The sequence below is a fragment of the Desulfofundulus sp. JL263-se genome, from assembly GCF_056316025.1.
The window spans coordinates 2,105,001-2,118,498 of record NZ_CM149993.1 but is presented as its reverse complement, the minus strand read 5'-3'; the positions used below and the strand labels follow the sequence as shown (position 1 = coordinate 2,118,498).

Genomic DNA, 13,498 nt, shown 5'->3' with positions numbered 1-13,498 from the left:
GTTAAGTTTTTGCATTTCAGTATTTTCAGATAACTCTTAAAAAACTTAAGCAAAGGAGGAGCCTTCGGTGTTTTTAAAAGTTCAAAAAATGACCGATTATGACAAAACATATAAGGAGTTTAAGTGGGAAGTTCCGAAATACTTTAACTTTGCCAGGGATGTCCTGGATTATTGGGCCAAGGATCCTGAAAAATTGGCCTTGTTCTGGGTGGATGATGATGGTAACGAAGAAAAAAGAACCTTCGCCCAGTTGTGCGAAGAATCCAGAAAATTGGCCAATGTCCTTAAGAACCAGGGGGTAAAAAAAGGCGATGTTGTTATTGTGGTAATGCCTCGTCTCATCGAATGGTGGGTGGTTAACATTGCCTGTTTGCGGTTAGGAGCAGTAATCAGTCCCGGTACCATTCAGTTAACTCCCAAGGACTTAAAATACCGATTTGAGACTTCAGAAGCAACATGTGTAATAACCGATATTAATAATGCCCCCAAGGTGGACGAAGTCCGCAATGAATGTCCCACTTTAAAAACGTTTATTGTTGTTGGGGGTAAAAGGGATGGCTGGCTGAGTTATGCTGACGAAGTACCCAAGGCGTCCAGTGAATTTGAAACTGAAAATACCAAATCCGACGAAAATGCCATTTTGTATTTTACCTCAGGAACTACGGGTTACCCCAAAATGACCGTTCATACCCATGCCAGTTACCCCATCGGCCATATTGTTACGGGTAAGTTTTGGCTGGACCTGGGACCAGATGACTTGCACTGGAATCTCTCGGATACGGGTTGGGCCAAAGCGGCATGGAGTAGTTTTTACGGGCCCTGGAATTGCGGTGCGGCTTTATTTGTTCATCATACTATCGGTTTCAATGTCAAGAAGACCTTGGAACACTTAGAAAAATATCCCATCACAACCTTGTGCGGTCCACCTACCGCTTTCCGGATGTTTGTGCTCGAAGACTTAAGTAAATATAAATTTAGGGCTCTGCGCCACGTGGTAGCTGCGGGTGAGCCCTTGAACCCGGAAATTATTGAGGTTTGGGAAAAGCACACTGGATTGAAGATTCGAGATGGCTATGGGCAAACAGAAAGTGTCTGTTTGGCGGGCACCTTCCCGCCGCTGGAAGTCAAAGCGGGTTCCATGGGAAAACCCAGTCCCGGATTTGATGTCAGGGTAATTGATGATGGTGGCAATGAGGTTCCCCGGGGGCAAGAAGGTGATCTTGCTGTCAGGGTTAAACCGGAACGGCCTGTGGGACTCTTTAAAGAATATTGGAAAAATCCCGAGAAAACCGCTTCTTCCTACCGGGGAGATTTTTACGTAACCGGTGACCGTGCCATTATGGATGAGGATGGTTATTTATGGTTTGTAGGTCGTGCTGATGATGTTATTCTTTCTTCCGGTTACCGTATTGGCCCCTTTGAAGTTGAAAGTGCCCTTTTGGAACACCCGGCGGTAGCCGAGTCGGCTGTGGTATCGAGTCCCGATCCGGTAAGGGGTGAGGTTGTTAAGGCCTTTATAATCTTAGCACCTGGCTACAGCCCCTCTGATGAATTAGTTAAAGAATTGCAAGATTTTGTTAAAAAGAATACTGCTCCGTATAAATATCCGCGTAAAATCGAATTTGTTTCTGAATTGCCCAAGACTATTAGCGGAAAAATTCGGCGTGTTGAGTTAAGGGAAAGAGAGTGGGGTAAAAAGAAATAACAAGCAAAATGGAAAGCAGTGGTTTTAAGCCACTGCTTTTTTTAAGAATTTCTATGACGTAGGATTAAATGGTTATCTTAAACCACGAGTTCAAATGTTTTATAAGCCCGAATAAGGATAAGGGGTAATAGTTAAAATTTTAAGAGAAAATTATTTTGTAAGTTGTTATATGTGTCTTTATGTAGACATTTAAAGAATAGTATTATTAGGGCTTACCAGTGGTATTCATATTAAAGGAAAAGCTATAATGGTAAAAAAATCTGTCTATATTTATAATCAAAAATTTTATTTTATGAGGTTTTACCTTATTTAAAGGAATCACGGTACATCTGGCCTGATATTTATATTCGAAGTTTTCTAAATAGTTGGTATATTTCTTGCTAAGCTAATTAAGCAAAAGCCAGGAAATCAATAACTGGGGCAGAAATAGTCCCTATAAATACTGAAAGGAGGAATGGGTGTGGAGTTCAAGCTTACTGAAGAGCAAGAACTTTTACGCAAAACGGTGCGCGATTTTGCTGAAGAAGAGGTTGCCCCTAAGGCCGCCGAAATGGATGAAAAAGAGGAATTCGATTGGAGCCTTTGGGATAAAATGGCTGAAATAGGTCTTACAGGGATTCCCTTTCCTGAGGAATACGGTGGAGCGGAAATGGATAACCTTTCCTATGCCATTGCGGTGGAAGAGCTTTCCCGCATATGTGCTTCTACGGGCGTAACCATTTCGGCACATACATCTCTTTGTTGCTGGCCAATTTATGCATTTGGCACGGAAGAGCAAAAGAAAAAATATCTTGTGCCGTTGGCCAGCGGAGAAAAGGTCGGTGCCCTGGGACTTACCGAGCCTTCCGCCGGTTCCGATGCCGGTTCAGTAAAGTTAAGTGCTAAGTTAGATGGTAATGAATATGTTCTTAACGGCACCAAGATTTTTATTACCAATGGTGGGAGGGCCGATGTTTATGTTATAATTGCCTCCACCGATAAGAGCAAGGGTCACAGGGGAACAGCCGCCTTTATCGTGGAAAAGGGTACACCGGGCTTTACCTTTGGGAAGAAGGAGAAAAAACTGGGAATCCGGGCATCGTATACCTACGAGCTGGTTTTCGAGAATTGCCGTATTCCCAAGGAAAATATGTTAGGTCCGGACGGCCAAGGATTTAAGATTGCCTTGAAAACTCTGGACGGTGGTCGGATAGGTATTGCCGCCCAAGCTTTAGGTATTGCCCAGGGGGCTTTTGACCAGGCCCTAGAGTATGCCAAAACCCGAGAGCAGTTCGGCAGGCCCATCGGCTCATTCCAAGGTTTACAGTGGATGCTTGCTGATATGCATACCCAAATTGAAGCAGCAAGGCTCATGGTTTATAAGGCTGCTTGGTTGAAAGATAATGATCTGCCTTACAGTAAAGAGGCGGCTATGGCCAAACTTTATGCTTCGGAAACCGCCATGTGGGTTACCACCAAGGCTGTACAAATATTTGGCGGTTACGGTTATACCAGAGAGTATCCCGTGGAGCGTATGATGCGTGATGCAAAAATTACTGAAATTTATGAAGGCACCAGTGAAGTTCAGCGTATAGTTATCTCAAGTAATTTACTTAAGTAAAAATTTACTTAATAAATAATGCTTTTAAGAATGTTATCAGTTAATTAATTATAATCCAAAAGTAAGAAATGAATTAACTAACCCGAAAAAGTCCCTATCCGTAAAGAATAAGAGTGAAACGCGGCCAGGTTGGTTTTCAGGTCAAGCTGCGCGGGACAGTACAAAAAGACAAATACACTAAGCAAAGGAGGAAGCCCATGAACATCGTAGTATGCCTCAAGCAAACCTTTGACACCGAAGCAAAAATCAAATTAACCGGCGACGGTAAGATCGACCGCAGTGGCGTAAGCTTAATTATCAATCCTTACGATGAATTTGCCGTGGAAGAAGCCCTCAGGCTCAAAGAGAAATACGGCGGCGAAGTTACAGTAGTCAGCATAGGCGGCCCGGAAGTGCAGGATGCGCTGCGCCAGGCCCTGGCCATGGGCGCCGACAAGGCCGTGCTGGTGGACCCCGGCGCGGAAGAAATGGACGAATACGCCACGGCAACCATTTTAGCCAAAACCTTAAGCAGCATGGAATATGACATAATCCTCGGCGGCTGGAGGGCCATTGACGACGGCTCCGCCCAGGTTGCCGGCAGGACGGCGGAAATACTGGGCCTTCCGGTAGTAAACATGGCAATTAAGCTGGAAGTGGCGGACGGCAAGGCAATTGTCACCCGGGAAATTGAAGGCGGCAGCGAAATAATCGAAGTACCCCTTCCCGCCGTCATAACAGCCCAAAAAGGACTGAACGAACCCCGCTACCCCTCCATGAAGGGCATCATGAAAGCCAAGAAAAAACCCATGGACAAAAAAACAGCTGCCGGCGTGGGGGTAGACGCCGTCACCAGCAAAATACAGGCACTCTCCTACTTACTGCCCGAGCCCCGCAAGGCAGGCAAAATAATCGAAGGAGAGGCCCCCGACGCTGCCCGCGAACTGGCCAGGCTGCTGCATGAAGAAGCAAAAATAATCTAAGCAAAGACTGGGAGGGTATGTAAATGGCAAAAGGCATCTGGGTATTTGCAGAACACCTTGACGGCAAAATAAAAAAAGTTAGCTATGAAATATTAACCGCTTCCCGCAAAATAGCGGATGAATTGGGTCAGGAGCTTTGCGCGGTGCTGGCAGGCAAAGACATTGCCGGCCTGGCCCCTTCCCTTGGCGACTACGGCGCGGACAAAATATTCCTCCTTGAAGACAATGCCCTTGAAAACTACACCACCGACGGCTACACCAATGTAATTGTCGACTTAATCAAAGAAAAAGAGCCCTACGCCTTCCTGCTGGGCTACACCGTATTCGGCAGGGACCTGGCGGCCCAGGTGGCCCAGCGGCTGGAAACCGGCCTGATGAGCGACTGTATAAACATGGCCCTGGAAGACGGGCAGCTGGTATTCACCCGTCCCATATACGCCGGCAAAGCATTCGTAAAGGCCCGCTGTCCCGAGGCCCGTCCCGTAATGGCAACCATCCGCCCCAATGCCTTCACGGCCCAGGAAAACAAAAAAGACGCCGAAATCATAAAAGTAACTCCCAAAGTTGGAGACATTCGCCAGCAAATCAAAGACATAGTGCGTCAGGTATCGGGGCGTCCCGAGCTTACCGAGGCCGACATAATAGTCAGCGGCGGCCGCGGCATGAAGGGGCCCGAGAACTTCAAGATTTTAGAAGAGCTGGCCGACGTGCTGGGCGCTGCCGTAGGCGCATCCAGGGCTGCGGTTGACGCGGGCTGGGTTCCCCACAGCATGCAGGTGGGCCAGACCGGCAAAACGGTCTCCCCGGTTCTTTACATTGCCTGCGGTATTTCCGGCGCCATACAGCACCTGGCCGGCATGGGGTCGTCCAAGTGCATAGTGGCCATCAACAAAGACCCCGAGGCAAATATCTTTAAAGTTGCCGACTACGGCATTGTAGGAGACTTATTTGAAGTGGTGCCTTTATTGACAGAAGAGTTTAAGAAAATAATGGGTTAGGGGTGAAGTAATAAGGGACCGGGTTTATTCCGGTAGTCTCTGGAAAAAAGTTCATAAGTTAAGCTGCCGGAGTTCTCCCGGAAAGGAAGGCCTGTGCACCCTAACCCTCCTTTGGCTCTTTATGTACCTGCGGAGGTTCCGGCAGCTTTTATTCTACTAGGGAGGGAATACGGTGGCTGAAGCTGTAATTGTCAGCGCGGTGCGAACTGCGGTAGGTAGATTTGGTGGAGCCTTAGCTCAGATCCCGGCAGTTGAACTGGGTAAGGAGATTATTAAGGAAGCCCTTCGCCGCGCTGGTATCAATGGCCAGTTGGTTGATGAAGTTATTATGGGTAATGTGCTGCAAGCCGGCTTAGGGCAAAACCCGGCCAGGCAATCTGCAATTAAGGCGGGAATTCCACAAGAAGTTCCCTCCATGACCATAAATAAAGTTTGTGGTTCCGGTTTAAGGGCCGTGGGGTTAGCTTCTCAACTGATAATGGCCGGGGAAGCCGAAGTTATAGTTGCCGGCGGAATGGAAAGTATGAGTTTAGCTCCTTATCTGGTGGAGAAGGCCAGGTGGGGCTGTAGAATGGGAAATACCCAATTTATAGATGCTATGATAAAAGATGGCCTATGGTGTGCATTTAATGATGTACACATGGGTATTACTGCGGAAAATATTGCTGCAAAGTACGGGTTAAGCCGGGAAGAACAGGATGCCTTTGCTTTGGATAGCCATATGAAGGCCATTTCTGCCATTGATGCCGGCAGGTTTAAAGATGAAATTTTACCCATTAGTGTTCCCAAGAAAAAGGGGGGCCCGGTAATTTTCGATACTGATGAGGGGCCCCGCCGGGATACTTCGCTGGAAGCACTGGCAAAGTTAAAACCTGTCTTTAAAAAGGACGGAACCGTCACTGCGGGTAATGCTTCCGGTATTAATGACGGTGCTGCGGCAGTGGTGGTTATGTCGGTTAAAAAGGCAGAAGAGCTGGGCGTTAAGCCATTGTTCAGCATCAGGTCAACGGCTTCTGCGGGGGTAGATCCTGCATATATGGGCCTGGGTCCTATACCTTCCAGCCGTAAAGCCCTTGCCAAGGCGGGACTGACGGTACAGGACCTTGACCTGGTTGAGGCTAATGAAGCCTTTGCAGCCCAGGCGCTGGCTGTAATAAAGGAACTTGAGCTTCCCACTGATAAAGTTAATGTTAACGGCGGGGCAGTGGCCTTGGGCCACCCCATAGGAGCCAGCGGAGCGCGTATTCTTGTTACCTTATTATATGAAATGAAACGTCGCCAAAGTAAGTATGGACTGGCTACTTTATGTATCGGCGGCGGTCAGGGTACAGCGATGGTTGTAGAAAACATTAGTTGAAAATAATATAGAAAAATCTAGGACAAATGGAGGGGGATATTTAATGGATATTAAAAAAATTATGGTTGTTGGTGCAGGGCAAATGGGTTCCGGTATCGCTCAGGTAGCTTCTGCCGCAGGTTGTGAGGTTATTCTTAATGATATTAAAAATGAGTTCGTAAATAGAGGTATGGCTGTTATTGAAAAGAATTTAACCAAAAGTGTCAGTAAAGGTAAGCTTGAAGAATCAGAAAAAGATACTATTTTGAAGCGTATCAAGCCCTCAACAAGCCTTCAGGACGCTAAGGATGTAGATATGGTAATAGAGGCTGCCGTGGAAAACATGGATGTCAAGAGTAAAATATTCAAGGACTTGGATGAAATTACTCCTGCTCATGCCATTCTGGCCACTAATACTTCGTCCTTGCCTATTACCGAAATAGCCGCAGTAACCAAACGGCCGGAAAAGGTTATAGGTATGCATTTTATGAATCCCGTTCCCGTAATGAAACTGGTTGAAGTTATCCGTGGTCTTGCCACTTCTGATGAGACATTTAACGTGGTAAAGAGTATGAGTGAAAAAATGGGTAAGGTACCCGTGGAGGTCAATGATGCTCCGGGATTTGTAAGCAACAGGGTTCTGCTGCCCATGATTAACGAAGCCATTTACTGTGTATGGGAAGGTATTGCTACTCCGGAAGCAGTTGACCAAGTTATGAAACTGGGCATGAACCATCCTATGGGCCCCCTGGCCTTGGCAGACCTTATCGGCCTGGATACTTGCCTTTATATTTTGGAAGTGCTGCATAAGGGATTTGGTGACAGTAAGTATCGTCCTTGTCCGCTTTTGCGTAAATATGTAGCTGCCGGTTGGCTGGGGCGTAAAACCGGACGCGGGTTTTATGTATACGAATAAGCATTTCATGTTTAGTTCCGGAGGTGTCGCTTAATGGCATGGAATAATATATTATTAGAAAAGAAAGAGGATATTGCTGTTCTGACCATTAATCGTCCCAAGGTTCTTAATTCTTTGAATGAAGAGACGCTGCGGGAAATGGATGAAGCCTTGGACCAACTGGCAAGTGATGATGAAATTAAGGCTGTTATTATTACCGGTGCCGGAGAAAAGGCCTTCGTGGCCGGTGCAGATATTGCATTTATGCAAAATTTAACTCCCATGGAGGCAAGAAAGTTTTCCCGCCTGGGACAGTCCGTTTTCAGTAAAATTGAGAATTTGCCCAAACCGGTTATTGCTGCCGTTAATGGATTTGCCCTCGGCGGTGGCTGTGAATTGGCCATGGCGTGTGATATTCGCATTGCATCCCAAACTGCCAAGTTTGGGCAGCCGGAGGTCAACCTGGGTCTTATTGCTGGGTTTGGTGGTACCCAAAGGTTGACAAGGTTGGTGGGGCCCGGCCGGGCAAAGGAAATATTGTTTACTGCTGATATGTATGATGCTGATACTGCTTTCCGGATGGGGCTTGTTAACCATGTAGTGGCGCCGGAAGAACTTATGAATTTCTGCACTAATATGGCTAAGAAAATTGCCAGCCGCGGGCCTATTGCCGTACAGTTAAGCAAGGAAGCCGTTAATGAGGGCTTGGAAATGGATCTGGAAAAAGCTTTCATTCACGAGGCAAATTTATTTGCCGCCGTGTTTACCACAGAAGACAGGGATGAAGGAATTTCGGCGTTTCTATCCAAGAGAAAACCGGAATTTAAGGGCCGGTAATGAACATTTTCGATACAGTTGCCGGGCGACCTTTAAGGTCGTCCTTATGTTTTCTTAAGTATAAGGGGTGGTGGCACATGCTGGTTAACAAAATTATTTCTCGGAAAGAAATAAATAGACGTATTACTGCCTTTCAAGGACAACTGGCAAAAAGCGAAATGGACGGGGCGCTTATAATGCAATCTTCTGATCTGGTTTATTTTACGGGTACGTTTCAAAATAGTTTTCTTTATATTCCGGTACAAGGTGAGCCCCTTTTAATGGTTCGTCGCAGCATGGAAAGGGTTAAAGGAATAACTCCTCTAGATAAGGTGGTACCCGTTAAAAGCATTAAACAGGTGCCTTCAGTAATGGAGGATAGTGGTCACAAGAATATAAGTTATTTAGGAATAGAAATGGATGTAATACCGGCATCTATTTATTTTAAATTGCAAAAGTTGTTTCCATCTGCAAAATTAATGGATTGCTCGTATTTAATAAAGAAATTACGGGCAATCAAATCCAATTTTGAAATTAAATTACTACAAGAAACCAATGCTATGATGGATAAAGTTTTTGCTACAATCCCCAATTTCATATGCCCGGGCTTAACTGAGGTTAATTTGGCTGGCCAATTGGAAGCTAGGTTGCGAAGGGAAGGACATCAAGGGCTGGTTCGGGTGCGTGGTTTTAATCAGGATTTTCACTACGGTTGTTTACTTTCCGGCCCAAGTGGAGGTATACCCAGTTTCTTTGACGGCCCTTTGGGTGGACCGGGTATTTATCCCGCTTTTCCCTTTGGTACGGGTGCCCGGGTAGTGCAAGAAAACGAACCCATATTAGTAGATTACGTGGGAGCGATGTACGGTTATGCGGTGGATATGACCAGATTATACGTTTTAGGAAAATTGAATCAGAGGTTAAACAGGGCCCACCAGGTAGCTTTGGAAATTCAACAAGCGGTGGCGGAATCGGCTAAACCGGGCGTCTTGGGTAGCAAAATATATGAGATGGCTTATAACATTGCACGTAAGTATCACCTGCAGGAATACTTTATGGGATGCAAAGAGCAGGTTTCTTTTATTGCTCATGGAGTTGGCCTGGAGCTGAATGAGTTGCCGGTTATTGCCCGGGGGGTGAATATGATTTTAGAAGAGGGAATGGTGATTGCTTTGGAACCAAAGTTTATCTTCCCCAATGAGGGAGCTGTGGGTATAGAAAATACCTTTGTGATTACCTCCCAGGGACTAAAACGTCTTAGCCAATATCCTGATGAGGCCGTTATAATTTCGAGGTAGAATTTTTCGGGAAGCCGATGTTCCGGCTTCTTTTTGATTAAGCTAAGGTTAAGGTTAGGAAAAGAGCCAATTGCGCTGTCCGGAAGTAAGCACAAATAGTCAGTTTTAGGGTATCAAACAAAACATTTTACTCCAACCCAATCCAGGATATAAGCGGGTTTTTGGAATGGTTAGGAGTAGAAATACCAAAATTGACCCCAGAGGAGGAAATTAAAGAGAAAAGAAGAAACAAAAAGCAAAACAAAGAAAAGCAGGAAATAGAAGAACTTGGTGATTTAAAGCGGCTGGTATTGGTCTTTCGCAACCTGCCCGATGAAGAATTAATGTGCAAACTGGAGCAGGAACGCGGTAATGGCCGGGATGATTATCCGATACGGGCAGTTTGGAATTCAGTAATAGCAGGGATTATATACCAGCACCCGTCCATAGAGAGCCTGCGGTGCGAGCTGTTGCGGAACGCGCAGCTGCGGGAGATTTGCGGATTTGACCCGTGGCTGGGAGAACGGGCGGTTCCGCCGTCTTACGTATACAGCCGTTTCTACCGGAAGGCAACCTACAAAAAACGTACGGCTGTAGAAAGAGTGAATGCACGCCTGGATGAAGCCTTTGGGTTTTAGAAGTATTTTATTCGGGGTTTGCAAAAATGAATTTACGCTGTTCGCTGGCCCTGGCGGTAATGCTGGCGCTGGCCATGAGGCAGATACGGGAAAAACGCGGGATAAATTTGCGCAGCCTGGTCAAAGTGGCCTGACCGGGTTCCCAGTTAAGAAATCTAAAATTTTAAAAAGAAGGGATAGCAAAAGAAGGGTAAGTGCGTCCTTTTTTAGGTATTCTATGGGGGGTTGTGTCAATTGAACTAATATCAGGTAAGCGTCCTGTGCTATCAGGGCTCAAATTACTTTGGCCCGTTGCCAATCTTATCTTGCCAGACGCCCGAAGTGTTTTACAAAGCAAGTAGCTCAAACAAAAATTACCACTTGATTAAAGAAGAAGATTTTGATAAATTATATTACTGCCGGCGGCAAGCCGGCAGGGGAGGGAAAAGGTCTTTGAAAACTGAACAGTGACCCTGGTTTTGATAGAGCCCTTGGAGGTAAGAGATTAAACTTTCCGGATAAATAAATGGAGAGTTTGATCCTGGCTCAGGACGAACGCTGGCGGCATGCCTAACACATGCAAGTCGAACGGGGCAGCCTTTGGAAGTCCTTCGGGACGGACGGGGGAGTGCCTAGTGGCGGACGGGTGAGTAACGCGTGGATAACCTACCCGGAAGACCGGGATAACACCGGGAAACCGGTGCTAATACCGGATGAGCTTTTACTGTTGCATGGCAGTAGAAGGAAAGGTGCGGGAGCGCCGCTTCTGGATGGGTCCGCGTCCCATTAGCTAGTTGGTGTGGTAAAGGCGCACCAAGGCGACGATGGGTAGCCGGCCTGAGAGGGTGACCGGCCACACTGGGACTGAGACACGGCCCAGACTCCTACGGGAGGCAGCAGTGGGGGATTTTCCGCAATGGGCGAAAGCCTGACGGAGCGATGCCGCGTGAGCGAAGAAGGCCTTCGGGTCGTAAAGCTCTGTCCAGGGGGAAGAAGAGGTGACGGTACCCCTGGAGGAAGCCCCGGCTAACTACGTGCCAGCAGCCGCGGTAACACGTAGGGGGCGAGCGTTGTCCGGAATTACTGGGCGTAAAGCGCGCGTAGGCGGCCGAGCAAGTCAGGGGTGAAAGCCGGCGGCTCAACCGCAGGAGTGTTCTTGAAACTGCTCGGCTTGAGGGCAGGAGAGGGGAGTGGAATTCCCAGTGTAGCGGTGAAATGCGTAGATATTGGGAGGAACACCAGTGGCGAAGGCGGCTCTCTGGCCTGGACCTGACGCTGAGGCGCGAAAGCGTGGGGAGCGAACAGGATTAGATACCCTGGTAGTCCACGCTGTAAACGATGGGTGCTAGGTGTTGGTGTCGCTGAGGCATCAGTGCCGTAGTTAACGCGATAAGCACCCCGCCTGGGGAGTACGGTCGCAAGACTGAAACTCAAAGGAATTGACGGGGGCCCGCACAAGCGGTGGAGCATGTGGTTTAATTCGACGCAACCCGAAGAACCTTACCAGGGCTTGACATCCCGCGACAGCCGTAGAGATACGGTTTTCCATAGTGATACTATGGGCGCGGAGACAGGTGGTGCATGGTTGTCGTCAGCTCGTGTCGTGAGATGTTGGGTTAAGTCCCGCAACGAGCGCAACCCCTACCTCTAGTTGCCAGCACGGGAGGGTGGGCACTCTAGAGGGACTGCCGTTGACAAGACGGAGGAAGGTGGGGATGACGTCAAATCATCATGCCCCTTATGTCCTGGGCTACACACGTGCTACAATGGCCGGTACAGAGGGCAGCGAAGCCGCGAGGCGGAGCGAATCCCAAAAAGCCGGTCTCAGTTCGGATTGCAGGCTGCAACTCGCCTGCATGAAGGCGGAATCGCTAGTAATCGCAGGTCAGCAAACTGCGGTGAATACGTTCCCGGGCCTTGTACACACCGCCCGTCACACCACGAAAGCCGACAACACCCGAAGCCGGTGAGCTAACCCTTTTAAGGGAGGCAGCCGTCGAAGGTGGGGTTGGTGATTGGGGTGAAGTCGTAACAAGGTATCCCTACCGGAAGGTGGGGATGGATCACCTCCTTTCTAAGGAGTTTTTGCGAAAGAGCGGGAAACAGAGGGGGGCTTAAGAGACCGGGGTTCACTGTTCGGTTTTGAGAGACCAAATGCTCTTTGAGAACTGCACAGTAGAGAAGGTAAGATACCGTAGGTCAAGCTAATAAGGGCGTACGGTGGATGCCTGGGCGCTAAGGGCCGAAGAAGGACGTGGCAAGCTGCGAAAAGCCACGGTGAGCCGCAAGCAGGCGAAGACCCGTGGATTTCCGAATGGGGCAACCCGGTACCGCAAACCGGTATCATTCCGCACTGAACACATAGGTGCGGGAGGGGCACCCGGGGAACTGAAACATCTAAGTACCCGGAGGAAAAGAAAGCAAGAGCGATCCCCTGAGTAGCGGCGAGCGAAAGGGGGCCAGCCTAAACCGGCGGCATGCAGCTGCCGGGGTTGCGGGACTCTCCGAAGGGGTTAAGGAGTTCTAGCCGAAGTGGACTGGAACGTTCCGCCGGAGAAGGTAAAAGCCCTGTAGGCGAAAGGGCGAATTAACCTGGAGAGGATCCCAAGTACCGCGGGGCACGGGGAATCCCGCGGGAATCGGGGAGGACCACCTCCCAAGGCTAAATACCCTTAGCGACCGATAGCGGATAGTACCGTGAGGGAAAGGTGAAAAGCACCCCGGGAGGGGAGTGAAAGAGAACCTGAAACCGTATGCCTACAAGCAGTCGGAGCCCAGCACTCAACCAAGCATTTAAGGGAACAGAGTGTTGATTTGGGGAGTATTTACCAAACCCGGGCACTCAACTTAAGTGTTGGGTTGAGTGCTGGGTGACGGCGTACTTTTTGTAGAACGGACCGGCGAGTTACGTTTGGCGGGCGAGGTTAAGGGCCAGAGGTCTGGAGCCGCAGCGAAAGCGAGTCTTAAGAGGGCGCATAAGTCCGCCGGAGTAGACCCGAAACCGGGTGATCTACCCATGTCCAGAGTGAAGCGCGAGTAAAGTCGCGTGGAGGCTCGAACCAACCGTCGTTGAAAAGGCGGTGGATGAGGTGTGGGTAGGGGTGAAATGCCAATCGAACCCGGAGATAGCTGGTTCTCCCCGAAATAGCTTTAGGGCTAGCCTCAAGGGGTGATATTCGGAGGTAGAGCACTGATTGAGCTAGGGGCCTTCACGGGTTACCGAACTCAATCAAACTCCGAATGCCGGATATTGGACCTTGGGAGTCAGACTGCGAGTGCAAAGATCCGTGGT

The 13,498-nt window shown here is 48.4% G+C and carries 9 protein-coding genes and 2 rRNA genes (1 of these 11 running past the window's edge); all 11 read left to right on the top strand.

All coding sequences use genetic code 11. From position 1 onward, the window contains the following. Nucleotides 1-88 precede the first annotated feature (88 nt). The gene (locus ACX4JR_RS10835; RefSeq protein WP_476060534.1) at nt 89-1,705 is read left to right on the top strand and encodes an AMP-binding protein; all 1,617 of its coding nucleotides are present in this window, start codon (nt 89-91) and stop codon (nt 1,703-1,705) included. Between the two features lie 460 nt (nt 1,706-2,165). Then, entirely contained in the window at nt 2,166-3,305 is a 1,140-nt protein-coding gene (locus ACX4JR_RS10830; protein WP_476058074.1) for an acyl-CoA dehydrogenase, read from the top strand. Nucleotides 3,306-3,502: 197 nt separating this feature from the next. Continuing rightward, complete coding sequence (locus ACX4JR_RS10825; protein WP_476058073.1) at nt 3,503-4,267, top strand: electron transfer flavoprotein subunit beta/FixA family protein; 765 nt, start codon at nt 3,503-3,505, stop codon at nt 4,265-4,267. Between the two features lie 23 nt (nt 4,268-4,290). Beyond that, a complete protein-coding gene (locus ACX4JR_RS10820; protein ID WP_476058072.1) occupies nt 4,291-5,265 on the top strand; it encodes an electron transfer flavoprotein subunit alpha/FixB family protein in 975 nt (324 codons plus the stop codon). A gap of 172 nt (nt 5,266-5,437) precedes the next feature. Beyond that, nucleotides 5,438-6,622 carry an acetyl-CoA C-acetyltransferase gene (locus tag ACX4JR_RS10815; protein ID WP_476058071.1) on the top strand — a complete coding sequence of 395 codons (1,185 nt, stop codon included), beginning with the start codon at nt 5,438-5,440 and terminating at the stop codon, nt 6,620-6,622. Between the two features lie 43 nt (nt 6,623-6,665). Further along, nucleotides 6,666-7,517, top strand: a complete 852-nt coding sequence (locus ACX4JR_RS10810) for a 3-hydroxybutyryl-CoA dehydrogenase (protein ID WP_476058070.1) — start codon at nt 6,666-6,668, stop codon at nt 7,515-7,517. A 33-nt stretch (nt 7,518-7,550) separates the two neighbouring features. Further along, nucleotides 7,551-8,333 carry a short-chain-enoyl-CoA hydratase gene (locus ACX4JR_RS10805; RefSeq protein WP_476058069.1) on the top strand — a complete coding sequence of 261 codons (783 nt, stop codon included), beginning with the start codon at nt 7,551-7,553 and terminating at the stop codon, nt 8,331-8,333. Nucleotides 8,334-8,410: 77 nt separating this feature from the next. After that, a complete protein-coding gene (locus tag ACX4JR_RS10800) occupies nt 8,411-9,610 on the top strand; it encodes a M24 family metallopeptidase (RefSeq protein WP_476058068.1) in 1,200 nt (399 codons plus the stop codon). 161 nt (nt 9,611-9,771) lie between these two features. Then, nucleotides 9,772-10,227, top strand: coding sequence for a hypothetical protein (locus ACX4JR_RS10795; protein ID WP_476058067.1), 456 nt, complete (start codon nt 9,772-9,774; stop codon nt 10,225-10,227). Nucleotides 10,228-10,729: 502 nt separating this feature from the next. After that, nucleotides 10,730-12,280 (top strand): 16S ribosomal RNA (locus ACX4JR_RS10790). A 123-nt stretch (nt 12,281-12,403) separates the two neighbouring features. Continuing rightward, nucleotides 12,404-13,498, top strand: a 23S ribosomal RNA gene (locus tag ACX4JR_RS10785) (it continues 1,945 nt past the right edge of the window). Together the 16S and 23S rRNA genes form the textbook arrangement of a ribosomal RNA operon.